Raw genomic sequence first — 23,740 nt, 5'->3', positions numbered from 1 at the left:
GGAGGCTGCCGCTGCGTAATGGTTCCCTCAGTGGGGCGCCAGGTCTCTTTCTGCGGTTTGATGTGACCTGATACCCGGATCACGCAACATGCCATCCATCTTGCACGAGCCTGAATTCACGGGTGAAGAGGCGCTGCATCTCCCTTGGTGTCAACGGCAGCCCTTGCTGACGGTTCTGATGCTGGCTTCCAGCGATCAAACTCGGTGGGCAAAACGGAAATCAAAGCTCCATCGGCCATGCTTTCCGGATCGTAGGTAAGATCCAACTGGCGCAACACCATACCAAATCGCCTTGCGCTGCCGCGGCCGCTGCCGGCAACGCCCGTCCGTGGCTTTCCGGTCTTCTGATCCAGAAACATCATGCTTGCAGCAGCGATAATCGGCTTGCTGGCCAGCACCTGCTGACGACCACCGAACTGTTCCAGAATTTCGCCGTGTACGCTCAGCGGATTGGCCTGGTCGCGCGGAGAGATCAGTAGGAAGCGAGCATTCTCGCCGTGATCCTGCACCAGCTTCCAAGGTGTGCGGATGAGATGGCGGTAATAGTGCCGGTAGTCATCGCTGAGGATATAGCGGTAACCCTTGTCGACCTTACGATGACCGGAGGCGTCCGGCGGACAAAGGCGATCAAACCAATACAGCCCGAGGGCACTCCACAATCCCTTATCATTCGAGATCTGCGCGCTGTCGAGCTCCTTGAGCAGGGTGAAGAGATAGGTACCGAAGTCGTAGCGGTTCGTGAAAGATACGGATCCGAGAATGATAGATTCTTTCACCGGGTCAGATGTGTCTGGGTCAGTTAGCAAGTGAAGTGGAGCCGTACCGATAGCATTGCCAGAGATATATTCGGCGAACCGGCGCATTCCCTCTTCATTTAATTTTCTCAGTCGATCATCCATTATTATTATCCATCTTTGCGATGCGCTTTATGAAAGCCTTTTCTTCGCAGAAGTTTCTTACAATCTCCTCGATCCATTCATGTCTTGCATCCTCATCAAGGCTCTCGGGATCGTCAGAACCAAATTCCGACTTGCAGTACTGCAGCCAGTCACTCATCCATCCCGTCTCCTCATCGTCTTCATCACCGCCATCGCCGCCCCGGACGAGGCGCTCAAGGACAATGCGGAGGGCTGCCGGTAGGAGAAGGCCCTGTATCAGGGGATTATCCTGCAAGCGGTGGGAAAACCCTGTCATCCGGTTGTTGATAATCAGGGCCGGTCCGGCACCGTGAACAATTTCTACCTTCCACACCTGATGACCGAGATCACGATACCGGACCGGAAAGATCGACCGTCGCCCCTCGTCATCATCATCGCTTCTGGGCTGTATGTGTTCTGCTGATCCCAGAAGTTTTCCAGGTGCGTTATCGTTGTCGACGACCTTGACGCGGAAGAGAATGTTTCCGCCCTGATCAACCTCATTGAGAATCAGCGGAGGGATTGACAGCGATTCCACGGTGCCGCAATCAAAGCGCATTCCTGATGATCTGTGATAGGCCTCGATAGCAACCGAGGCGCTTCCCGGAAATCCGAGCCCGGCGATATCGAGCGATGCCTTTGCCTGAAGAGGCTGGCCCGGAACTGCCTCAAGCATCCGGATATCAATGCTCTCGCGGCTGATGCGCTTTCTGCCAGTCGAATTGATCCGTCTTTTTGCCGAGCTCATCAGATTGCCCTCGCATCAACAACAAGGTCGCGTCGCTCGTCAAAGCCGGTAGCCTCGATCCTGAAATCCGGAGACGTCACGGTAATTTCCATGATGTTGGGCTCAAGCGCTGCGACATCCGAGGAGACCGTGTCGAATTCGATCTCGCTGCCGTTCTCGAGGTCAAAGTCAAACTTGCTGTGTCGCTTGAACGGGTCAGCACCGATTATGTCGTAGGCCATGCGCACGCGAATGTTGCGAGGAAAATTCCATGCCGCAGCGCCCGGTCCTGCGACAATCTCGAAACCGCCCTTTCTTCCGCGGATGCTGATCGCCTTTTCGCGCGGCTGGACATCCGGCTTTGGCTTTGGCGATTTCGTGCGCTTTCCCGATGAGGCCTGCGCCTGATCGGCGATGGAAAAGAAATCGATCAGCGCATCCTTTTGTTCATGCTCCTGCTGTTCGGCGATCAGCACGTACAGCTGCTTCAGTGCGTGCCTGATTGTTGACAGCACCGACGCACCATTCTGCCATCGCGCGGAAAGCTTTTCGGCATGTGCATTCCAGGCTGTGTGCGCGGGGTTCTCTGCATCTCCCAGCAGGGCCGCGACGCCGTCATCGTTTGCAACCAGTGCCCCCATCGCCATAGCACCGCCGAAATACTTGCGTTCGCCCGGCAGGATGATGGGGCCGCGCGCGAACAGCGAGAATGGCTTCTCCGTTTCAGGAATGGACTTCAGAAACAGGTCGACATGACTATTCCTGACAACACCCGAACGCTCCTCCAGCCTAACCGGCAGGCGAAGGTGTACCAGATTGCCGCGGGCGTATGACTCCTTAAGGGCTGAAATTTCTTCGGCAGACAGAATGTCATCGTTTAGATGCTTCCGGCCGATCGCTACAATGGCCTCGATCGTTGGCGTGCCAGCCACGGAATCGCTGATCTGCCGGACAAAGGAAAAGGGGATCGAGCTGCTTGCAGCGATATCGAAGCGTGACACGACTTCGTCGAAGGTGTGTCGGTTGATCAGCTCGTCACCAACCTCGACTTCAAGTCTGCCGGCAAGAATCGGGAAATAGTAGTTGCTGATCACACCTTCGATCAGCGTCTTCTCCGTAATGCCCGGGAGGAGGTAAGGGATGACGATCGACAGACCGGTCTGAGTTGTGCGCGATATCCCCGTCATCGCGGCGAACCTGGAGATTTCCTCGGCGTCTGTGACCGGCTGCTGGAAACGTTCGCAACGGCTTTCAAACCAGAAGCCGTGAGGAGGGTGGTAGTTGCCTTCAAGTACGTGACTGGAGAGGACGGCCTGCCCCATAAGCGCTGGCCCGGCATCTCCGGCACGTAGCGTCAGCCCGAAAAAGACCTTCACCTGGGAGGAGGAGGAATAGACGAGCTTGCCAAGACCCCAGCGTCCGCCGGACTGCCCCTTCTTCTCCGACTTGCCGATCGCCCGCCAGAAATTGTCAAAATTCTCGCCGTCGATGGCGTTGAAGTTTCCGGTCAGCCCCTTTGTGTTGAAGTCCTCGATGACCAGCACCCTGCAGGTGTCAGCAAGCAGGCACGAGCACTCCGTCTTCGTCGCAATCATGTGCGTCTCAAGAGGCGCGAGCAGGTCCGAGAAATATTCCGCCTCGGTGCCGCTGCTTTCCCTGATGGCGAACCGGACCTTGACAGGTCCCTCCCCGGAACGGGCATCGGACGAGTTCTGGATGACCTCGCGCACCAGCGCCTCGCCAAGCCCGACCTCGTCGTTATTAAACTGATCTCGCTGGGTAACCTCGACGCGCACGTCGGAAGGATCAGCGACGTTGAATTCCCAGTGTCCCATTATTCCCCCAGCTTGAATTCCGTATCCTTCCCTCCGGCGTCACCGAGGAACCGCGCCTTTGCAGCGTCGGACTCCTTTTGCAGTGCCCGGAAGATCTTCCGGGCGTCCTCGTCGCCGTATTCGTAGGCGCTCTTGTTCGCCAGATTTCCGATCAGGCGAATGTCCTTGATTGCCCGGTTAACCCGCGCCTCCGCCAGCTCGATGAACTTTTTCCTTTTGTCACGCATATCGCATCTGTCCTACATTTCAGAAATGTGTAGCACATGTTCAGCCAGAATGTCAGCATATTTCAGAAATGTACGCGAAATGTGAGAACATTTTTGGCCAAGGAGAGAGAATGAGTGGCAGGGCATGGTTGATGCTTTCGGTTACAGGACGCCGTCAGCACGGAGGAAACGAGGGTTATCTAGACGATCCCGCAGGCGTGTATCGCTACGACAGCAGCGTCGGAAACAGCGCGAATGTTTCACGCGGCGACCTAGTTGCCGTGAGAGATCGCAAGGGCCTGCTGGCTCTCGGGCTCGTTGACGAGATCACGAAGGGAACCGGCTCAAAAACCCGCTTCCGGTGCCCGGTCTGTAGAACGACCGTTATTAAGCAACGTCAGAACTTCACTCCCGTGTGGCGATGCCGGGACGGCCATACCTTTGCAGCGCCGGAAGAGGAGACGATCGAGGTTACGACCTACGCGGCGGACTATACGCAGGGCCAGATCATCCTCGACGGGTCTCCTGACGCCGCCAGCGCCCGCGCGACTGCCATGCGGCCAAGCACGCAGAACTCGATCGAGGAGATAGACGCAGCCGCGCTTGCACGGCTGCTGGTTCCGTCGAGATCCGATGCGCGTTCGCTCTTCGAGCGCTTCTTCCAGTCGTGGCCGCCAAGGATTTTCGAGATCGATGAGAGCGACACTGACTACCGGCCATCATCTGACGACAGGCGCAAGCGTATTCTCCGCTCAATCAGCGAGCGCCGCGGGCAGGCGAAGTTCAGGAATGATCTCGTTCGCCGGTATGGCGAGAGGTGCCTTGTGAGTGGCTGCACTGTCATGGACGTCATCGAGGCCGCGCATATCTGGCCGTATCGGGGCAGCGAGGATAATGCCCCGTCAAACGGCCTGCTTCTGCGGGCAGACATTCACACGCTTTATGATCTCGATCTTCTCGGCATCGAGCCAGCAAGCGAGTGCATTGTCCGCATTTCGCGCGCACTTTCGGGCACGGACTACGAAGTGTTCGACGGGCGTCCGCTTGCGACCGATTCCCGGCGTCCATCGCAGGAGGCGCTGCAACTGCGCTGGAGGGCCTTTCTGGACCGAGCGCGATCAGAAGGCGCTGTCAGCGTGCCCAGTCTGCCAGATGCGGTCTGACGTGGGTTTTCGAGAAGTCTACGAAGCTCAGCACATTTTTGTGGCCGGCGTATTCCGTTTCCTTCGCCTTCAGCAGGCTTTCGGGAATGACAAGGTGCACGCCGATCGATGCCATGTCCTCGATGGCGCTGCCGGCGATGTTTTCGTCCACTGTTGTCAGGAAGAGGCGGCGACCGCTCATCTCGCGTTCGACCTGCTTCCATCGTTCGCGAAGGGTCGTCTTCGCGCTGAGGATCAGGCCCGTCTGCGCGGAAGGCGTGCCGCTGTCGACGTAGGCAAGCGACGGCAGGATGAAGTCAGGGCGCTTTTTCGATTCTAGGATGACCTGCTTCTGGAACGGGATGGAGCCGCCGAGAAGCATCGCCTCGATGTGATGCTCGTAGGAGTAGCCGGCACGGGATTTCCGCTGCTGCGCGGCTGACAACATCAGGGCATCGATCGCCGGCAATTCGTCGATCAGCTGACGAATGATCCCGGAAGGCGTGAACTTACGTGGGCTATCACCGAGCACCAGGCGGACGAGCTCGACCGAACGCTCGCGGCGCTGATAGTCGCGGAAAAGATCCCACTCGATTGACCGGCTGATTTCGCGCAGCGCGTCTCCCGGTGCGTCGAGTGCGAATGGATCGATTTTCGCAAGGCCATACTTTTTCAGGAAGGAAGCCTGCGCGCGTCTTGCGAGTTCGACGGTCGGTGGCATGGCGGCATTGTCGGCCGCAAAACGCGCGATCACGCCTCCCATCCATGCTGCGATGACCTGCTCGGCAAAGTCGAGGACCTTCTCGCGTTCCTCCGCCCGCAGCGTAGCCGGTTCAAAGATCCCGACGATAAAGTCGACGTCGATCCCGAATATCTCCGCGAGGAGGGTCGCCTCGTCGCTCCCGGAGTCGATCGTCAGGCATTCATAGTGTGTCTCGCCGCCCTGCGTGATGAGCCCCATGACGAGGAACGACGCGGGCAGAAGGTCGGCGAACAGTTCCTTCGGCAGCCGGGTGAGGTGCGTTTCCTGACCCTTGCTGCGATAGTTCACCAGTCGCGAGCGATAGATCTGACGGACCTGAGGCCAGCGCGTCTCCAAGAAACGTTCCCAAATCTCGTCTGTCTTTCCGTCCTTCCGTTCCTTGAGCTCAAGAGAGGGAAAGAAGCCGCTGTCGCGTTGTTCGTGCGGGATATAGGGACCAGCCTGCTTGTTCATCATCTCGCCGGTTGGATTACCATCGCTGTCCCGCTTTTGACGCGCCCAGAGGCGATCATTGTTCGAAAGCTTCTTGAGCAGGATGCGATCTGCGCGCTCGAACAGCCGCTTCAGAAAATCTGCATCCGCGCTGGTTTCAACGAAAGTGAATGCGCCTTGCGACATTACGGGGCGCCTCCGATTTCAAGGGACGGCTCGCTTCCAGTAAGCCAGGACGCGATGCGCTCGATCACCTCCTCGATCCCGAGGCGCGTGCGTCCCTTGAGTGCGCATTCCCAGACGACGAGAAAGCGCCAACCTGCGTCGCGCAGTTTCTGCCGCGCGATGGCATCGCGCTCGATATTTCGTGCGATCTTCCCGGCCCAGAACTCCTGCCTTGTCGACGGCATTTTGAACAAGTGGCAATCGTGCCTGTGCCAGAAGCAGCCATTCACAAAGATGGCGGCATGGTAACGGGGAAGGACGAGATCCGGCTTGCCCGGCAGGTCATTCGCGTGAAGGCGATACCGGAAGCCCTTCGCATGCAGGCCCCGACGCACAGCGAGCTCGGGCTTGGTGTCCTTGCCCCTGATGCCGGACATCATCCGGCTGCGCGTGATCTGGTCTACAACATCAGGCAATGGCACGGACTTTCTTCTTTTTGGGCTCCTCGCTCGTATCTTCCATGGCCAGCCATGGCGCCATGTGTCGGGCGACGGCTTCCACGACCGGAACGACGACCGCGTTGCCGAACTGGCGATAGGCCTGCGTATCCGAAACGCGGATCTTGAATTCATTCTCGCCCGGCTTCTCGAAGCCCATCAGTCGCGCGCATTCGCGCGGTGTGAGGCGGCGCGGGTTCTCGCGTTTCTGGCGCACAAGAATCTCCGAGCCGTCCTTGTGGTAGCGGGCGGACAGCGTGCGTGCGACATCGCCCTGACCGACAAGCCCGAAGCCGAAGCCGTTGCCTTTCAGGCGATGTTTCTCGGCGTAGTTCTGCAGATAACCCCACAGATGATCCGAGAGCGTGTAGCGGCTGAGCACGCGGCCGCAATCATCGATAAATTTCGGATCGAAATCTTCCGATCCGTCCTCCGGATGGAGGATCTGCCGCATCGTTGGATTTTCGCTTTCGGGCGGGAGGACCAAATCGTCGAAGGTGAAGCCGTTTTCTTCTCTGAACCCGACGATGAAGATCCGCTCGCGGTGCTGCGGCACCCACGATCGTGAATCGATGATGCGCGTCTTCACGATATAGCCGAGGTCTTCCTCCAGCGTCTTCATGATGATGTCAAAGGTGCGCCCCTTGTCGTGGCTCTTCAGGTTCTTGACGTTTTCGAGCAAGAAGGCCTTCGGACGATGATGCTTGATGATCCGGGCCACATCGAAGAAAAGCGTTCCTTGGACGTCGCACTGGAAGCCGTGTGGCCTGTTCAGGGAGTTCTTCTTTGAAACGCCGGCGAGCGAGAATGGCTGGCATGGGAAGCCGGCCAGCAGCACGTCGTGGGCCGGGATATCGGCAGCGTCGATCTTCGTGATGTCGCCGGCGAGTTCATGGTCGCAGACATAGTTCGCCCGATAGGTTTCCTGGCTGAACCGGTCCCATTCGGACGTGAAGGCACAGCGGCCGCCGATCGGCTCGAAGCCACGGCGCAGGCCTCCGATGCCGGCGAAGAGGTCGATGAATGTAAAGCTGCCCGGAGCAGCGCTAGCGCCGCGGGTGTCAGCCAGCGACTGGAGCAGCTCGATGACCGGCTTCCGGGGCGAGGTGTCGCCGTTCTCCCAGCGATAGACCGTACGTTCGTCAAAACCCATCCTTTCGGCGGTTTCCAAGATCGAGAGGCCTGCCTGCTGCCTGAGTTGGGAAAAGGGGCTCATGTGAATCTTTCCGCGCCGAATCGCTGGGAATATTTATGACACAATGACATCGGAACAAATAAAGAACAAATAAACAATGCAAAAAGAATCCACATATGATTCAGATGCTTGGTTTCGAAATGGCAAATCGAATGCGAAGGACGAACCCCCGCCGACAGACCCGTTCGCGATGCTCCGAACGAGAAGCGCTGCAGCGCATGATCCGGACTCGAAAGACTGGATCGTTTTGCGGCAGAGTTATCCGCGTCGCTTCCCTCAGGCCGGAGGGGAAGAGGTTCTCTGGCCATTCATATGCTATTGGGGCTCGGTTGGCCCCGACCCGCTGCAGGCAGGGACGGTTTGCAACCGGGTGCAAAGAAGAGTGCCCTAGGTCAGGTCCCAGAACACGGTAGACAGAGGCGCGGCCAATGCCGAGGCGGCGGGCAATCTCGGTCGCGCCGACGCCTTCGGCGGCAAGCCCTCGAACCTGCATTGTGTCGATGGAAGGCTTCCGGCCCTTGTAGACGCCTTCGGTCTTCGCCCTTGGCGATGCCTCGATTTCGTTGAATAGCTTTCGCGGAATTCGAAATTCCACGCCCAGAGGTGCTTTGCTGCCGATGTAGACGACCGCGGCTTGCAACGACGGCTGAGAATAGCGGCCAACTGCGTGTCGCCGTCGCTGCTCGCGACAGCCTGCGCCGAGAGGATCAGCACGTTTTCGGCATGGCCCACACCCTCGGCGTGTTCGGCAATTTCAACCTACCTTCGGAAGCCGCGCCCAAGCCCGACTTTACGCGTATGGCGGAAGTTCTGATTGCTGATCTCGCCAAGGTCCCGTTCGACACGGACGAAATCGAAGGCGTCGAACACGGCCTGTCTACGTGGAAACGGGCTGATCTGGTAGGCTTTCTGGAGCGATCCGAGGGCTTGCATGGCGCGCTACATCGAAGGCGAGAGCCGGCAGCAGACACAGCTCCTGCCTGACTGTCTTGAGGATTACGTTAGCGAAGATAACCCCCCGGTCCGGGTGGTAGATGTCTTCATCGACGAACTCGATCTGGAAGCGATGGGCTTTGCCGGCCCGGCTGCGACGGGGCGGCCTGGATACCATCCCGCTACCCTTCTGCCGGCGAGACGCTCACATGGCGCTTCTCGTCGGTCGAGAAGGTTATGATGCTCCACACCTGCTGGGCCGACGGCTGCGGAGCTTGCCGCGTCAAGGACAAATGCACCACCGGCAAACAGCGCGCATAAAGCACTGGGAGCATGAGGCGGTGATCGAGGACCTGCAGCGCCGGCTCGACCGCATGCCCGACGCCATGCGGATCCGAAGGCGATGCCACTCCGTCACGGTGTCGGGGCCTTGAAACGAGCAGCGATATCCGCACGGCTCAGCCCCTAGGATATCAGGTTGGCGACGGTACGAAGCTTGGAAACTGTCGGATCGACTAGGCTGCATTCGCCATCGGTGACCTCTGGGGACATGAGGCGGCCCCTTCGTTTGCATCGTCAGGAGCGCCGGGCGGAATGGGCTGGGGCTCAACGGGCTGTGACCGGTAGCGAACACGAACAACGGTTGGGGCGCCCGGCTGGGCTTCCTTGTCCCGGTAGCGGATCAGCGAGGTCTTGCTCACCTCATATTGAAGCGCAATGGCCCGCAGGGGCGTGCTGTTAGCCAGAGCCGCGTCAATCTCCGCACGTTTGGGGTGGTCGAAAATGGATTATCGGGTGGACATGGCGAGGCGAGAGTCATTTGCGACAACAAGCTTGGCGCCCATCACCCGGCAGCGAGCCAGCGCCTTGTCAAACTCGGTCCGGTTGTCACCCTTCACCACTGCCCCGGAGACCGCGATGAGCGACGATCGCGACCTCACTCCTCCCCGGCAACAGACGATGTCGCCGGCACTGCAACTCGTGTTCGCGCGGGTGAAGATGCCCGACCAACATGTTCGACGCGTATGGTCTGGGCAAGAAAGGCCAAATCTTTGGCAGCAAAAAACAAGAAGCCTACCCCTTCAACGGTATATCTGGCCCGTTTAGGGCGTGCATGACTGAGATGCTCTGACCCGACTGCGTAAATCTCAGCAAAGAGTGCATCCCGACCGATGTACTGATATGGAAGGCGGAAATGAAGAAGATTGCTATCTTGGCTGCAACCATGTGTCTTGCTGCGTCAAATGTATACGCACAAGGTTACCGCGGCTTCTCGTACGGAACCGGATCGAGTAGCAGCAGCCACTATGTTAGGCCGCATTTTAACAGCAATGGGAGCTACACAGGCGGGCACTATCGGACCAACCCAGACAGCAGCAGATCCAACAATTACGGATCTTATGGGAACTACAATTACCACAACAATGGGTACGGAAACGGCTACGGCCGGTCAATTCCTAGGTACTGACATTAAACTAGCGGCGTCGCCTCGCATCTTTAAGAATGCGAGGCAATTCACCCGACCGATGAGTGAAGCTTGCATGACAAGAATAATTCTATCGATTGTTGTCGCAATTTGTGCAGTTGGGCCATTGCGCGCTGAAACTGTAAATGTTCGGTATGGCGGAGCTGTCGATCTGAGCCGGTTTGAATGCAGAGAAATTACTCGTAGCAGCTTTATCCGGAGGGTATGTTACCTGTCGGAGCACAAATACATGGTGATAAACCTAGACGCCTCATACTATCACTACTGCTCAATCGGTACGCGAACTGTAAATGCCCTGGTAGAGGCAGGCTCAATGGGCCAGTTCTATAACGCGAACATCCGTAGCCGTGGCGCGCAGCGCGGGCCCTTCGACTGCCGCGACAATCCGGTACCGCAATTCTAGCGCAGTCTCGAAGTGGGTGTAATTTGACCTTGCCCCTCGAACGCCGGCCCGGCGGCGTCGGGGCTGTGCTCGATCAGGCTGAGGCACCAGCCAAACGCATCTGGCTCGGCGCCAGTCCGGTCCAATGCTTGAATGCGTGCGAGAACGCGCTGACGTCCTGAAACCCTAATAGCCAGGCAATCTTGGAGACATGGAGGTCGCCATGGCTGAGATAACGCACCGCTAGGTCGCGCCGCATTTGCTGGAGGATCTCCGAGAAGCTCAAACCCTCATCGGCGAGCCGTCGCATAAACGTCCTTTCGCTCATTCCAAGCTGACGAGCGATGACGTCCGCACGCACCTTGCCGTGAGGCAGCAGCGGAGCGATGGCGTTCTCAACGTTGACCCGAAGTGGGCTCGCATTGGTTGCGCGTGGCGCCAGCGCCGCCTCGCAATCGTCGAGCATGAGATCGTTGAGGTAAGGATCGGCGTTCACGAGGGGGCGCGTCCGCGTGTCCGCGGACAAAATAATTGCGTCGAAATCCGCGCCGAACTCGACCGTCGTCCCGGCAAACCGCGACATTGCCGAGGTATCCCCCGACCGATGATGCGCGATCAAGACGCGCTGCGGCACAAGCCTCGTCCCTGTCAGGATGCGGCAGAGGCGGATGGTTCCAAAAATGCAGAACTCGAGCTGATGCCTGTCGGAATACCGCGGAAGGCCTGCGTAGGTTAAACCGATGCGGAGTTCGCGCGCCGTGCCAACACTGAAAACCAAGGCCTCATTGGTGATCGAACTGTATCGCGCAATTCGTTGCAGTGCGTCGCCAAGCGTTTGCGACGACGCCATCACGTAGAAGAGCAGTCCGAGCGTACGGGGCTCGAAGTCCTGCGCCAGGGTGAAGCCCAGATAGTCATCTCTCAGCGCAGTCGCTGCTCGGTCCAGCAGGGCGACCTGCCCCTGAACAGGTACTCTTGGATAGCGATCGGCGAGCATTTCCTCGGCCAGGCCGACATCCTTCAGCAGAGGCGCAATCGGCACGCCCGCCTCCGCAAGGCGCGCGATTGCAAGTCGCGCGATGCCCGCTCGGGTTGTCGGCAGAGAGTTCAGGTCACGTGGCAAGGCGGCTGAACTCCCTGCTCATGTCCGTGCCGGCCCAACACGTCGGCAGGGGCGACCAAAACTATGGCAGAAAATAACAAGCGGGGGACCCACCGGCAACCTATTTCGGGGAGGTCCGATCCGCGTGCGCGCGCTGGACCACCAGGCGCCCGACATACTCGACGAAACCCCGTCGGTCCCGCGACCAGTTCATCGACGGCGACGGCATCTGATCTACGCCTACCCACCCTGTTATTCACGGAGTAGACCCATGAAGGCGGTTATCACCCTGCTCGCCGGCGTGTTGCTGGCGGTTCCCGCCATGGCTGATGATGCTCCTCGCGGGCGTCGCGTCGGTGACGGCGTCAACCTGCCGCGCGAGGTCGCTGCCAACAAAACCGCGGCGCAGCGCGCCAATGAGATCTGGCAGTGGATGCTCGAGCGCGACGGTAAGACGAGCCGCAGCTGCTACACCAAGGACAAATATTGCGTCGACAAGGTCGTCATAAGCCTCACCGGCGGCGGGTCGCTGCAACTCAGCTATTTCCAGAACCTGGACGGCCGCCCGAACCTTCACGTCTACTGTCGCTTCAATCCCGCCCATGACCTCCAGCTCTGCTATCGGATGCAGCGAGACCAGTATCTCGTCATGATGAAAGACAGCATCTCAAAGGAGTGGGGCCTCACTTGGGACGAGGGGGCCAATAGCGAGACGACGTCGTCCAAGCCCAAGCCCTCCGACATCGAGCTCTGAGCCATGAACATCGCCGCAGCCATCCTAAAACAAGGGAGTGTCAGATGAGCGATATCGTCAAGGTCGCCCTGATTATCGCTGGCACTGCGATCATATGCACCGCGGCGGTTATCTTTTTCAGCCCGTATCATACCTGCCTGAGGACAACCGACTGGGACGCTCGTCAGTGCCTTTTTCGCTAATGCGCTACGCCCCAGCGACGCGAGTATGCTCGCTTATCGCGGTCGGGCTTGACTTGCAGGCGCTGTGGGGAGGAGCGGTCGTCTGGGCTGATTTGTTCAACCGAAAGGCCCTAACGGCACCACCAGATGCGCCGAGATTATTTGATCGTGAGCCCACTCTGCCGTTCGAAGCGGTGGAGCCACCCTCGCCGGCTAGCGAGAGCGCTCCGTCAAGCGGCAGGCGCTCCAACCCAAGAGGGCGACCGCGCTGACTATTCTCCCGGGGTCACTTCAGCCCCCGCGGACGATCCGAAGAACCTGCGCTGCGGACCACGAGCAGCCTCGCGCAGTTGGAACTCCGCTCGCATTGAGTTGAGCCGCTATCTCGCGCAACGAGGAAGCTCCGCTCGCCCGGATCTCTGCAATAATGGGAGCCAAATCAGCAGTGCGCCGCTTGGCCCTGTCCTGACGCACTGCGAGGCTCGCTGACCGTCCTTCGTGGGATACTGCGGATAAGTTGCCGCGATCCCCTCCCAAGCGCGTCCCTCTGGCCTTCGCCGCAGCAAGAGCCGCCTTGGTGCGGGTACCGATCATTTTTCTTTCAGCCTGGGCAACCACGGCCATGATGCCGACCACCATTTCGTTCGCCTCCGGCATATCCGCTGCGACGAAGCGAACGCCTGATTTTTGCAGGCCAAGAAGGAAGTGAGCATCACGAGAAAGTCGATCGAGTTTCGCGATGACAAGCGTAGCATTGTGAAGACGGCAGAGCGCCCGCGCTCCCTCAAGCTTGGGGCGGTCGTCGCGCTTGCCAGACTCAATCTCGACAACCTCTGCAATCAGCGACCAGCGGCCACCATTCAGGAAGTCCGCAACAGCCTTGCGCTGAGCCTCGAGTCCAAGGCCGGATGCGCCCTGCTTGGCGGTCGAAACCCGCAAGTACGAAACAAATTTGCCTTCAGCCATATGTTCCGCGCCGGGTTACGTTTGTAACAACGTTCGTTGTTACAAACGTAACAGTCTCGGTAATCCGCAGTCAATCGGTATTCAGAGAATGGAAACGAGCCGCGCTGCGGATCAACGGTCATGTCCAGGGCCTTTATCAGTCAGGCCGGCGGAGCCGGATCTCGTCGAGCCAGAATGATCGGGGCCTGGAACTTTGAAACGGGGGTCAAACACGATTGAGGTGTGAAGGACCAGTACCTAGCTGAATGCCTGAGGGAGATCGGCCAACGTCTCAGGAGGTCCGCCGCATGTTTGGTCCCGAACGCTCCCAAGCCGTGCGAAGGCTCATTTTCGATTACGTTCGCAGCCCTTCACTTCGTCATCTCCGCGATCCGAACTCAGTCGACCGTCTCGCGGAGCAGATCGTTCAGGCAGTCGACCGCGAGCCATCTGTCTGGCGCAAATGGGAAGGGCAACGAGAGGAGGTACTGAGGGGCGCGGCGTTGTGCTGGTTGCCATTGGAGGACCTTCGCGGCTTTCTCAACGGCCTGCCCGGACCGAAGCTCACTTCGACGGACGTCGCTCAGCGGCTAAGGGCGATCCACGAGGAGCGGTACAATTCTTATCCGGACGAAGCGCTTCGGGAGGGATGTCTCGCCCTGTATGCTCGTGAGTTAGCTGATGGCACGGAACTGCCCGCGATCATCGGAGCATTGCAGGAGTTTATTGAGGCCGAGACTGAGCGGCTTCGTCTCGATTTCGAGGCAACCTGGCGTCAACGACGGAAAGAGGAACGGGAGGCGCTAGAGCAACGCTTTCTTGCTGGAGCCGACTGCAAGTGGACGGCTCTTGGCGCCTCGAAGGACTTGTTCATGCGCAAGAATGGCCGCGCCTATCGGCTATCGCCGACCAAGGACAAACGTTGGGATCTCTTCCGCATCCAAGCGGTTGAAGACGCGGGCGCCCGCATTGGCACTTATGGGTCACGAGGCGATGCCAGCAAGGCGCTTGTGAAGCTAGCCTACGAACCCGAGCCCCGATGGTAGTCTAAATGCGATTGAGTTCGCGCTCATCAAGGTTTGCTCTCCTGGAGCGAAAATTCGTGTTTAGCGCCGGTGTCAAATACGGCCTTGGGCGTCATCAGTTGGCACTGTCACTGCACGTGGCGAGAGCGCGTCATGCAACGTTGCGGCTGAGCCGGCAGCAAGAGGCGGAACACTAGCAGGCCGGGAGCCGGGTCGCCGCTCAGTGCGTTCTACTATCATTATCGAGCGAGCCGATGGCGTCCGCTATCTCGCGGAACGCCTCATGCATCACGTCTAGGCCTTCCTGGCCGGGCATCTTATCCCGATGGTCGGCAGTGTGGAGACGGTAGTGATCGAAGGCGCCCAGCCTCTCCATCCATTCGCGATCTTCCTTGGCCTCATGGCGCAGCTCGCGGAGTGCGGACAGGCGAGTGCTGACATCGTTCCGCTGTTTGGCGTCCTCGATGATCGCCGTCAGCTCTTGCACGCGGGCATGACGTTCGGCCCGATGCTGCGCGACCAGCTCTTCCACCGTGTCGGATCGAACCTGCTCCAGTGCGTTGCGATTGGCGCGGCTGATGACTTCTCGAACGGTACTTGGATGGATGCCCCCGAGGGCGCGGGCAATCTCGGCATGAGTGCAGCCGCGAGCCCGCATGAGCGTGACAGCGCGAAGACGTCCCTCTTCATCTGTCACGGGGCGCGTGCGGCGGCGGACGGTAGTGGTGCTCTGGGGCGCAGCTTGGTCCTCCCCGTTGCAACCCCTTGCAAAAGGTGTCCCGGCCGGTGCGCCCGTCATGTGCATGCGATGGTGCCGGCTCAGGGAGTTCCTATTGAGAGCCGGGAAGTCGGCCTCTATGGCGCGGAGGGACTTGGTTCCGGCCCGTAGGTAGGCTTCCACGGCGAGCCGTTGCGGCGACCTGCACACGATACACATGGGATCAGGCAGCGCGGCGCCGGACGATGGTGTGCGAGAGGATCGCGAGGCATTCCCCGTCATCATCGAGAATGTCGGCCGGGTCTGCGCTGTAGACCTTGCCGCCGTTGCGCGCTGCGAGCTGTTCCAGCTCGGCCGTGACAGCCTTGTAGAACCGGCCTCGCGTGGTGACCGTCATGGTGACGCTGTGCGTGATGGGGCCGGGATGTTCCATGAATGCGACGGAGGCGCCGGCTTGGCGCAGCTTGTCGGCGATGGGGACGAGGGCGGCGCGGATGATCTTCGTGCGGGCTTCGGGGTCAGGGTCACAGATAGCCATGGCAGAGGCTCCTATCGGCAAGAAAGAACGAGGGCCGAGCCCGTGAAGCAACTCGGCCCCCTAGGGGTGCCCGGACCGTCAGGCCGGGCTAGCGGCGGGGCAGCAGAGGGGGATACCCCGCCGATCTGGTCAGAGCTTGCAGCGCCAGTAACTGTTGGCGCGGGGCTCGATGAAGCCGCGCTGGACGGCCTCGCGGAGGATTTCGTCGGCCCGCTGCGTCGAAACGCCGATGGCGCGGCCGATGTCTCTGGAAAAGCACTGCGCCTGCCCGCCCATCGTCTTGCAGGCACGGGAGATGATCGCGACGGCCTCCATCGTCGGGAGGCACGTCACACCCTGTTCCGTCGCTAGGCGCTGCACAGCCAGCGGGAGCTTGTCGAGGCGAGCGGCGCGCTCGTCCCGCTGGGCCGTCTCGGCCTTCCACGACGGCGCATAAGCATCGGCGAAGCTGACGCCCATTCCGGACGACGGGGCGGCCGGAGCTGCCTTGGTGTTGAAATCAAGCCCCTGGCCATGCGTGGACGCTGGCCCTCCGAACAGGTCGATGGTGGCAGCGGCGCGGCGGCGCGAGGCGCGGTCGTGCGGGGTGTCGGAGGCCGGGGCGCTCTTCCGGATATCGCCATACGGGATCACTGGTTCGGTTCTTTCTGTTCGGTAGCGGCGCTCTTCGCCAAGCCGTGTTTGATGAGATCGATGATGACGGCGGCGCGCGTTGCGGACCGACCGGGCGCCTTGCTGATGCGCCTCTGGAACACGATCCTATCGACGGCTTGGAGATCAGTCTCCGGTATGCGGAACGAAATGTGCGCCTTGTCCATGATTGCTCTCCTTATGTATGAGAAGAACACGGATTTTATATAAGTCAATCTCTCGCTTTGGGAAATATTTTGCACCCGGTTTCAAAAATTAAATCTACCGCATCTACAGATTTAAGCTCATACACTTCTCTTTGTCAGCTACGACGCTAGATCGATTTGGCTTCACGTTGCTTTTGTTAAGTGTTCTGATAACACGAGCGGCGATGTGGCGGAGGCTTTGCTATGGACCGGGTATATCAGGGAGCAAGCGCGGCATCCGCGCCGGCGGAACCCAGCCGCAGGGCGGCATGGATTACTCGCCCGGATGTCGAGTTCTTGAACTCTCTATGTCCGCGCAGCGGCACAGAGTTCCCGCAGATGGACAAATTCATCGGTGACCATTTCAGGTTGGCGGAAGCGTGCAAGGTTGGCTTTTTGGCGGTCTCCGATCTTTGGTACGCAAAAATTCCGGATGCTGTGGATTGTCTGACGAAATATGAGTTCAAGGTCTGGATCGCGATTCACGCGCGTACGCTCAAATTTGGTAAGTTGTTTGAGAAAATTCCTGAACGACATTTCATCGATGGAATTCGGAACGAGAATGGAAGCCTACAATATGGGAAAAATGATCTCCCTATATTGCAGCCTGTGAACGTAAATGGTCGTAGGAATTTAGATAAGACCATAAGAAATCTAGTTGTTAAGGTAGGGCATTTTCGTTTCGAGAGCGACCGTCACCATCTTTACGGGAATTCGCATATCTACGCTCCATTCGATACTTGGCAGATGCTGGACACTTTTTTGAAGGCCGCGCGTTCTAAGTACGTTGGAGCAAATGCAGGCGACGAGTTGACCGGATGGGAATGGATTTCCTTCCAGAAGGTCTTGGGGGAGAAGTGCGCTCGTCTGTTTGATGAGCTTTCTGACAAAGATCAGGCGACTAGGCAGGCCGCTCAAACTGCGGCGGCCATCTCTAACGACCAAGGCGACGGATCGAGGCCGCCAGTACGCAGGGGGTCCGCAACTCAGCCAAATCCGCCGGAGCGTAGTTCAGATTTTCGGCCGAACCGGATCGGATTTTTTCAGGAGGCGGATTTTTGATCCCGGCTGGGTCGGTCTTTGGTAGCCGCGATGGAAATCGGTTGGGCTCCGGATATCCAACTTTTCACCAGAACGGCAGCCCGGTCGGCGTCAGCCGGCCGGTATGACTTGGTTCTTTAGGTCTTGGTTCTTTAGGACTTGGGGGCGTCGCTACAGATGCAAGCTTTGCATCTCCACAGATGCAGCGTTTGCATCTCTACAGATGCAGGCTTTTCCGAAAGGTCGCCCCATTTCGAGCGCTTTGAGGTTCGGTCTTGCAAAAAAACCGCGTGACGGATTGGCATACAAAGTGTCATACATCGTACCGTGACCACCTGCTCAGAAGGCCGTATTTTTCGGTAGTTTCGTGGCGAAACGCCCCTTCCCCTAGGGAGCGCCATTGCGGCCAAATGAGCCTGTTTTATAGGGCTTATTTCCTTCATTTGTCCCACTTCCGGTCTCGGTGGGACGATTGTCGAGTCAGCCAGAAGCTTCTTCATCGCTGAATCCGCCATCTGCGGCTTGCGTGCTTCGCGGGTGTATCGCTCCGCCTCCTCAAGCGTCCGATGCCCCGTAATGGACATGAGTTCGTGGGCAGTGGCCCGGCTTTCTGCCAGCCGTGCGGAGATGGCCTTGCGCAATCCGTGGGGTGCGACTGTGGGTTTTCACCGGACATTCGTGGACTAAGAACGCTGAGCGCTGTACCCATCTGTGACGTCGACATTGCGCGCCTGGACAGTGGTGAGATCATCTTCGCTGAACTACGCAGCCGCAACGGATCTCGTTTCTGGATCGTTCCCAAGTAAGATTCGTAGCGCGGCGCGTGCGCGTGAAGCCTGATGCAGCGTGACGATCAGCATCGTTTGGCATCGCTGGTGATCTTGCTGCCGTTGTCACGGACGATCATCTTCCACCCGCCGCGCTCGACGATCACGCGGTCGCGTTTGCGGGTGACCGGGAACTCACTTTACGGTGGTGCGCAATTCGGCATCCTTCCTCGGAGAGCTGTCTGCTGAAAATCTCTTCTATCCCAAGGCGTTAGTATCCTATAAATTCGATCAGAGCGTTGCTTTACTGGCGTTATTAACGTAAGGGTACAGGAAGGTCTGATAGTTATTTCCTAGAATAATTTGTTAATGATGGACGGAAATTGGATGAATGTTGTCCATGCATCATTCTCTACGGAAGAACTTTCTCCGAATAAGCAGTTCGACGCTTGGCGCGGATGGTTCGGAACTGTTTTCAATGCGGTCATTGACGAGCCCGAAGCAGGATTTGTGGCTACCTGTGAAACCTGGAACTTCGGCGGGTTTGGCTTAAGCCGGGTTCAAGCTCCCAGGTTGCAAGCCATTAGAAGCGCCGGCCTTATTCGCCAAAATCCGATCGACCATTGGAACATCGCGGTCGGCAGAAAGCGAACAGCGGGAGAGGTGGGCGGTCATCGTGCTATCGATGTTCCTGCCGGAGTACCTTACGTTTCCTCGCTGGGGCGGACGCTCACGAGCGCCAGAGACGATGATGAGCGGGTTCAGCTTTATCTCCCACGAGATAGCTTTCCGGAGCTCGCGGCCGTCCTGGACGGGATGGATGGAAGAGCGATTCCAGGAGCGATGGGCCAACTACTAGGGGACTTCCTGGTGTTGTTGGCGAGGAATGCACCGGCTTGTTCCGGAGCGAATGCGCCGGCTCTACAATCCGCAGTCCGGGGGATGGTGCTTGCCTGTATTGCTCCGTCAAAAGACAGTGCTGCCCAGGCGGCCACCCCGATCGCAGTTGTGCGTAAGGATGGCGTTCGAAAAATAATCGATCAAAATCTACATAGGCTCGCTTTTGGTCCTGACTTCCTGTGCCGAGAAGCAGGTATGTCGCGTTCTCAGCTTTATCGCCTGTTGGAAGCCGAAGGCGGGGTAAAGAACTATATCCAGCGGCGGCGTCTCAAGAAATGTTATTCCGAGCTATCAAGGGGCACCAATCTCCGCCCGATCGCAGCTATTGGCGAGGAAATGGGGTTTGCAGACCCCTCAGGTTTCACTCGAGCGTTCAAAAAGGAGTTCGGGATGAGCCCGTCAGAGGTTCGAGCCACCCAATTTATGCATTCAATGAGCAGTCCTAACCCGCAGGGTTTGCCAAGGCAGAGAATAAACGGTCTTCGCGACATTCTGGAAAAAATGGCGTGACCGTCCTCTGCATCCCCGAACCACCGATCGCCGGCTGGGGCGGAAAGCGCATCGGATCGCTGCCACGCGAAGCCGATTCCTTCCAGCGGATCGCGGCGCGCGAATTCAGCGCAGGTGCGTGCCGGCCCGATCGTCGATAGAATGACGGCGTAGGAGCGCGACGCAGCGGTCCAAGTCCCAGAGCCGAAGCGCAGCGGCGGCATGTCGAGGGGATCGACTTCCTTGATGGGCTCCAGGTCGCGCTGGCGTTCGGCGCGGTGCACGGCCATTACAGACTTGGCCAGGCCAATTACGTTCTCCAGATGACTTGCCGCGGCGGTCTTGCTTGTTCCGCCTGCGCCGAGTCCGAAGGGACCCCAGGCGGTGAATCATCGCTGGAGCCGCGACCGTTGCAACAGAAGCGATGGAGCAGGCATCTGTTCTCGGCGCGGTTCCCGACTTGTTTATCGCTACCGCATCGGGCGGAGGCCTATCGGCGGGCTGTGCGCTCGCGATCGCTGGTAGCGGTTCCACCATGCTTGCGGTCGAACCATTCGGCTTTGACGACCTCGCGCGAAGCCTTTCTGCTGGACGTCGGGTGGCCATAGAGAGCCACGCGACATCGATATGCGATGCTCTGCTTGCCCCTATGACAGGCGCGTTGCCCTTCGACATTCATATGCGATCGGGAACCAAAGTGGCCGTGTCGCAGACAATCACGCCCGCGCCGCAGTATCCGCATTGTATGCGGAGTTCGGCTTGGTGACTGAGCCCGGCGGAGCGCTATCGGTAGCTGCCTTGCTTGCCGAACCAATTCTGCTGCAAGGCCGCACTTCAATTGCAGTCGTCAGTGGTCGGAATTTGGATAAGGAGCAATTCATCAGCATGATTTCCGAGGCATGACGGTCGCTCCGACTTGATTCAGCGCTGAGTTCGTTTCCAGCGATCTTGGAGCCGTTTCCCACGGAACAAGCGCCGGCGATCACCGAATCGTTGCTTTTTGCAAGGCCGAATCCCGAGGGGATTCGTGATCGGCGATGACGGACCATTGCCGGTTGCGACTGGCGCGAAATGGCAAGACGGGCAGGCTGCCCATGCCCGAAATGCTCGCAACGGAATTCGCCTGCTGATCGCAGACCGATCCGGCCTTCCTCGCCGATCGCAAGGCCGCGAAAGCGGAGGTGAATGCAGTGAACGCGACGCGGGCAAGCGCGATGCCAGATTGCGCTGCCGAGGCGATCGATATGTCGACAAGCCATGTCGGGTTCAGATGTGTCGTTCGGAACGGAGAATTGAATGAAACGGCCTCTTAGTCACCAATTCAGAGCGCGCTGGTTGGGCGTAAGCACGACGCTCCTGATGTTGGGATCGCCCGTGGCAGCCCAGGACACGCTGCCGTTTCCGCCAACGCCCTCCGGGAGCAAAGCCGGACCGACGATCGCGGAGTCGACCTACAGCCCCCTACCGGTGAAGTCGCATCTCCCTGCCAATGCGCCGAACATCGTCGTGATCATGCTCGACGACGTCGGCCCGGCGCTTCCGAGCACCTTCGGCGGCGTGATCGATACACGCACGTTGAGCCGGGTTTCCGGAGACGGGATCACCTATAACCGCTTCCACAATGCCGCGATGTGCTCACCCACCCGAGCGGCGCTGCTGACCGGGCGCAACCACCATCGCGTCGGCTACGGCCAGATCGCCGAACTGGCGAATGACTGGGATGGCTATTCAGGCCGGATCCCGCGCACATCTGCGACCGCAGCGAAGGTCCTTGGCTATTATGGCTACGCGACGAGTGCCTTCGGAAAATGGCACAATACGCCCGCCAACGAGACCACGGCCGTCGGCCCCTATACGAACTGGCCGGCGGGGCAGGGGATCGGCTTCGACTACTTCTACGGGTTCCTTGCCGGAGAATCCTCGCAATGGGAGCCTGCGGTCGTCGAAAACACGGTCCGGGTGGTTCCATCCGAAGGGAAGAAGGAATATCACTTCACCGAAGACATGACCGATAAGGCTGTCTCATGGATGAAGCAGGTCCACGCGCTGACGCCGGATCGACCGTTCTTCATGTATTGGGCCCCCGGCGCCTCCCACGGTCCGCATCACATCTTCAAGGAATGGGCGGACAAATATAAGGGCAAGTTCGACGAAGGCTGGGACGTCATGCGCGAGCGCGTCTTCGCCCGCCAGAAAGAACTCGGCTGGATCCCGAAAGACACCGAGCTGACGCCGCGGCCGAAGACCCTTGCCGCATGGGCCGATATTCCCGAGGACGAAAAGCCATTCCAGCGTCGGCTGATGGAGGTGTTCGCCGGATACACCGAACACGCCGATGCACAGGCTGGCCGGTTGATCGATGCCCTGGACGAGCTCGGCATCCGCGACAACACGCTGGTCTTCTACATCTGGGGCGACAACGGTTCTAGTGCGGAAGGCCAGAACGGCACGATCAGCGAACTCCTGGCGCAGAATGGCATTCCTTCCGAGATCAAGGACCATATCCGCACCATGAACGAGCTCGGCGGCCTGGATGTGCTCGGGTCGCCCAAGGTCGACAACATGTACCATGCCGGCTGGGCCTGGGCCGGCTCCACGCCGCACCGGTCGACAAAGCTGATCGCCGCACATTTTGGCGGAACGCGCACGCCGCTCGCGGTGTCCTGGCCGAGCCGGATCAAGGCGGACAAGGCGCCGCGTCCGCAGTTCCATCACGTCAACGATATCGTGCCGACGATCTACGACATCCTGCAGATCACGCCGCCGAAGCTCGTCGACGGCATCAGCCAGGACCAGCTCGACGGCACCAGCATGACCTATTCCTTCGCGTCCCCGACGGCGCCGGACCGCAAGAAGGAGCAGTATTTCGAGGTCATGGGCAGCCGCTCCTACTACAAGGACGGATGGATCGCTTCGGCCTTCGGACCCAGAGTGCCCTGGCAGACAGGCGTCGATCCTTCGATCATGACATGGTCGCCGAAGGACGATGTCTGGGAGCTCTACGATCTCAAGAAGGATTTCTCGCAGGCGAAGGACGTCGCCGCCGCCAATCCCGGCAAGCTCGAGGAGCTGAAAAAGGCTTTCGAGGTAAGCGCGAAAGACAACAAGGTCGATCCGGTCGGCGGCGGGCTATGGTCGGCGATCTTCCACCCGGAAGACGCACCGTCCAATCCCGCCAAGACCTTCAACTACACGCAGGAGGTCGTCGGCGTTCCCGAGTTCACGGCGCCGCGGCTCGGATCACGCGGCAACCTCGTCACCATCGATGCGGATCTGCAGCCCGACTCGAAGGGCGTGCTCTACGCGCTCGGCGCCATCTCGGGTGGTGTCGCCCTGTGGGTCGAGAACGGGAAGCTCAACTACGAGTACAATCTGTTCGAGATCGAGCGGACGCAGCTGGAAACGTCCGCCCCGCTCCCGACCGGAAAGGTCAAGATCGAAGTCGAAACACGCAAGGCCAGCGGCGTCCGCCCCGCGCCTCTCGACATCATCATCCGGGTGGACGGCAAGGAGGTCAGCAAGGGGCGTGTTCCACGCTCGGCAGCGTTGACCTTCACGGCCAATGACGCCTTCGACGTCGGCCGGGACAGCTATTCCCCCGTCTCGCTCGCGTATTTCGACCGCAAGCCCTTCGCCTTCAACGGCAAGATCCGGCATCTGAAGGTCGACTATCTCGACTGAGCGCCGACCAGCCGGAGGCGGCGAGCACGATTTTCGCCGCCTCCCGTCAAATTTCGATGACGCGGAAACTCCACTCTTCAGAGCCGGGCGGAGGCACATTCTG

Annotated in this window: 23 protein-coding genes and 1 pseudogene; 10 read left to right on the top strand and 14 right to left on the bottom strand. The window is 59.1% G+C overall.

The window, feature by feature from the left end:
- Window positions 1-116: 116 nt before the first annotated feature.
- The 4 genes from AC1DW9_RS03010 to AC1DW9_RS02995 are packed head-to-tail and all read right to left on the bottom strand — an operon-like array spanning window position 117 to window position 3,706.
- Complete coding sequence (locus AC1DW9_RS03010; protein ID WP_476775608.1) at window positions 117-899, bottom strand: hypothetical protein; 783 nt, start codon at window positions 897-899, stop codon at window positions 117-119.
- Window positions 892-1,665 carry a hypothetical protein gene (locus tag AC1DW9_RS03005; RefSeq protein WP_476775609.1) on the bottom strand — a complete coding sequence of 258 codons (774 nt, stop codon included), beginning with the start codon at window positions 1,663-1,665 and terminating at the stop codon, window positions 892-894. Before AC1DW9_RS03005 ends, AC1DW9_RS03010 begins: the two co-directional genes overlap by 8 nt.
- Entirely contained in the window at window positions 1,665-3,479 is a 1,815-nt protein-coding gene (locus AC1DW9_RS03000) for a hypothetical protein (RefSeq protein WP_476775610.1), read from the bottom strand. Before AC1DW9_RS03000 ends, AC1DW9_RS03005 begins: the two co-directional genes overlap by 1 nt.
- Entirely contained in the window at window positions 3,479-3,706 is a 228-nt protein-coding gene (locus tag AC1DW9_RS02995; protein ID WP_476775611.1) for a hypothetical protein, read from the bottom strand. Before AC1DW9_RS02995 ends, AC1DW9_RS03000 begins: the two co-directional genes overlap by 1 nt.
- Window positions 3,707-3,816: 110 nt before the next feature.
- Between AC1DW9_RS02995 and AC1DW9_RS02990 the strand changes: the two genes are divergently transcribed.
- Entirely contained in the window at window positions 3,817-4,848 is a 1,032-nt protein-coding gene (locus AC1DW9_RS02990; RefSeq protein ID WP_476775612.1) for an HNH endonuclease, read from the top strand.
- Here the strand turns inward: AC1DW9_RS02990 and AC1DW9_RS02985 are convergent.
- The 4 genes from AC1DW9_RS02985 to AC1DW9_RS02970 all read right to left on the bottom strand — a co-directional run bounded on the left by AC1DW9_RS02985 (window position 4,817) and on the right by AC1DW9_RS02970 (window position 8,474).
- Window positions 4,817-6,208, bottom strand: a complete 1,392-nt coding sequence (locus tag AC1DW9_RS02985; RefSeq protein WP_476775613.1) for a type II restriction endonuclease — start codon at window positions 6,206-6,208, stop codon at window positions 4,817-4,819. The two genes, AC1DW9_RS02990 and AC1DW9_RS02985, sit on opposite strands and share 32 nt — an antisense overlap.
- Window positions 6,208-6,669 (bottom strand): very short patch repair endonuclease, encoded by a 462-nt coding sequence (locus AC1DW9_RS02980; RefSeq protein ID WP_476775614.1) that lies wholly within the window; start codon window positions 6,667-6,669, stop codon window positions 6,208-6,210. The genes AC1DW9_RS02985 and AC1DW9_RS02980 overlap by 1 nt, the downstream gene beginning before the upstream one ends.
- Window positions 6,656-7,837 carry a DNA (cytosine-5-)-methyltransferase gene (gene dcm, locus AC1DW9_RS02975; RefSeq protein WP_476855031.1) on the bottom strand — a complete coding sequence of 394 codons (1,182 nt, stop codon included), beginning with the start codon at window positions 7,835-7,837 and terminating at the stop codon, window positions 6,656-6,658. Before dcm ends, AC1DW9_RS02980 begins: the two co-directional genes overlap by 14 nt.
- A gap of 163 nt (window positions 7,838-8,000) precedes the next feature.
- Window positions 8,001-8,474, bottom strand: a complete 474-nt coding sequence (locus AC1DW9_RS02970) for a helix-turn-helix domain-containing protein (RefSeq protein WP_476775645.1) — start codon at window positions 8,472-8,474, stop codon at window positions 8,001-8,003.
- A 128-nt stretch (window positions 8,475-8,602) separates the two neighbouring features.
- Here AC1DW9_RS02970 and AC1DW9_RS02965 point away from each other — a divergent pair, with 128 nt between their 5' ends.
- The 3 genes and pseudogenes from AC1DW9_RS02965 (at window position 8,603) to AC1DW9_RS02955 (ending at window position 10,701) form a co-directional block, all read left to right on the top strand.
- On the top strand, window positions 8,603-8,863 hold the full coding sequence (locus AC1DW9_RS02965) for a hypothetical protein (protein ID WP_476775647.1): 261 nt from the start codon (window positions 8,603-8,605) through the stop codon (window positions 8,861-8,863).
- Window positions 8,811-9,005, top strand: a pseudogene (locus AC1DW9_RS02960) (transposase); the annotation flags it as partial. The gene AC1DW9_RS02965 and the pseudogene AC1DW9_RS02960, both read left to right, overlap by 53 nt.
- Before the next feature lie 1,051 nt (window positions 9,006-10,056).
- Window positions 10,057-10,701 (top strand): KTSC domain-containing protein, encoded by a 645-nt coding sequence (locus AC1DW9_RS02955; protein WP_476855022.1) that lies wholly within the window; start codon window positions 10,057-10,059, stop codon window positions 10,699-10,701.
- A 73-nt stretch (window positions 10,702-10,774) separates the two neighbouring features.
- On the opposite strand, the gene AC1DW9_RS02950 is transcribed toward AC1DW9_RS02955, so the two are convergent.
- Window positions 10,775-11,803: an AraC family transcriptional regulator gene (locus AC1DW9_RS02950; RefSeq protein ID WP_476775617.1), complete on the bottom strand. Its 1,029-nt coding sequence runs from the start codon at window positions 11,801-11,803 to the stop codon at window positions 10,775-10,777.
- Window positions 11,804-12,053: 250 nt separating this feature from the next.
- Here AC1DW9_RS02950 and AC1DW9_RS02945 point away from each other — a divergent pair, with 250 nt between their 5' ends.
- Window positions 12,054-12,536 carry a hypothetical protein gene (locus AC1DW9_RS02945; RefSeq protein WP_476775618.1) on the top strand — a complete coding sequence of 161 codons (483 nt, stop codon included), beginning with the start codon at window positions 12,054-12,056 and terminating at the stop codon, window positions 12,534-12,536.
- A gap of 452 nt (window positions 12,537-12,988) precedes the next feature.
- On the opposite strand, the gene AC1DW9_RS02940 is transcribed toward AC1DW9_RS02945, so the two are convergent.
- Window positions 12,989-13,663 (bottom strand): recombinase family protein, encoded by a 675-nt coding sequence (locus AC1DW9_RS02940; RefSeq protein ID WP_476775619.1) that lies wholly within the window; start codon window positions 13,661-13,663, stop codon window positions 12,989-12,991.
- Window positions 13,664-13,950: 287 nt separating this feature from the next.
- On the opposite strand from AC1DW9_RS02940, the gene AC1DW9_RS02935 reads away from it, so the two are divergent.
- The gene (locus AC1DW9_RS02935) at window positions 13,951-14,688 is read left to right on the top strand and encodes a hypothetical protein (protein ID WP_476775620.1); all 738 of its coding nucleotides are present in this window, start codon (window positions 13,951-13,953) and stop codon (window positions 14,686-14,688) included.
- 199 nt (window positions 14,689-14,887) lie between these two features.
- Here AC1DW9_RS02935 and AC1DW9_RS02930 read toward each other — a convergent pair whose 3' ends face one another.
- From AC1DW9_RS02930 to AC1DW9_RS02915, 4 genes are all read right to left on the bottom strand, one after another.
- Window positions 14,888-15,364 (bottom strand): hypothetical protein, encoded by a 477-nt coding sequence (locus tag AC1DW9_RS02930; protein WP_476775621.1) that lies wholly within the window; start codon window positions 15,362-15,364, stop codon window positions 14,888-14,890.
- A gap of 244 nt (window positions 15,365-15,608) precedes the next feature.
- Complete coding sequence (locus AC1DW9_RS02925) at window positions 15,609-15,923, bottom strand: hypothetical protein (RefSeq protein ID WP_476775622.1); 315 nt, start codon at window positions 15,921-15,923, stop codon at window positions 15,609-15,611.
- Between the two features lie 129 nt (window positions 15,924-16,052).
- A complete protein-coding gene (locus AC1DW9_RS02920) occupies window positions 16,053-16,556 on the bottom strand; it encodes a hypothetical protein (RefSeq protein ID WP_476775623.1) in 504 nt (167 codons plus the stop codon).
- Entirely contained in the window at window positions 16,553-16,741 is a 189-nt protein-coding gene (locus AC1DW9_RS02915; RefSeq protein ID WP_476775624.1) for a hypothetical protein, read from the bottom strand. Before AC1DW9_RS02915 ends, AC1DW9_RS02920 begins: the two co-directional genes overlap by 4 nt.
- A 222-nt stretch (window positions 16,742-16,963) precedes the next feature.
- Here AC1DW9_RS02915 and AC1DW9_RS02910 point away from each other — a divergent pair, with 222 nt between their 5' ends.
- The 4 genes from AC1DW9_RS02910 (at window position 16,964) to AC1DW9_RS02895 (ending at window position 23,637) form a co-directional block, all read left to right on the top strand.
- Window positions 16,964-17,821 (top strand): hypothetical protein, encoded by an 858-nt coding sequence (locus AC1DW9_RS02910; protein ID WP_476775625.1) that lies wholly within the window; start codon window positions 16,964-16,966, stop codon window positions 17,819-17,821.
- Window positions 17,822-18,954: 1,133 nt separating this feature from the next.
- Window positions 18,955-19,977, top strand: a complete 1,023-nt coding sequence (locus tag AC1DW9_RS02905) for a helix-turn-helix domain-containing protein (protein ID WP_441504457.1) — start codon at window positions 18,955-18,957, stop codon at window positions 19,975-19,977.
- A 367-nt stretch (window positions 19,978-20,344) separates the two neighbouring features.
- A complete protein-coding gene (locus AC1DW9_RS02900) occupies window positions 20,345-20,722 on the top strand; it encodes a pyridoxal-phosphate dependent enzyme (RefSeq protein ID WP_476770725.1) in 378 nt (125 codons plus the stop codon).
- Between the two features lie 530 nt (window positions 20,723-21,252).
- A complete protein-coding gene (locus tag AC1DW9_RS02895) occupies window positions 21,253-23,637 on the top strand; it encodes an arylsulfatase (protein ID WP_476775626.1) in 2,385 nt (794 codons plus the stop codon).
- The last annotated feature ends 103 nt before the right edge of the window (window positions 23,638-23,740 follow it).

It is taken from the genome of Allobosea sp. P4_E12 (assembly GCF_056401655.1).
This window is presented reverse-complemented; position numbering and strand designations above follow the sequence as displayed.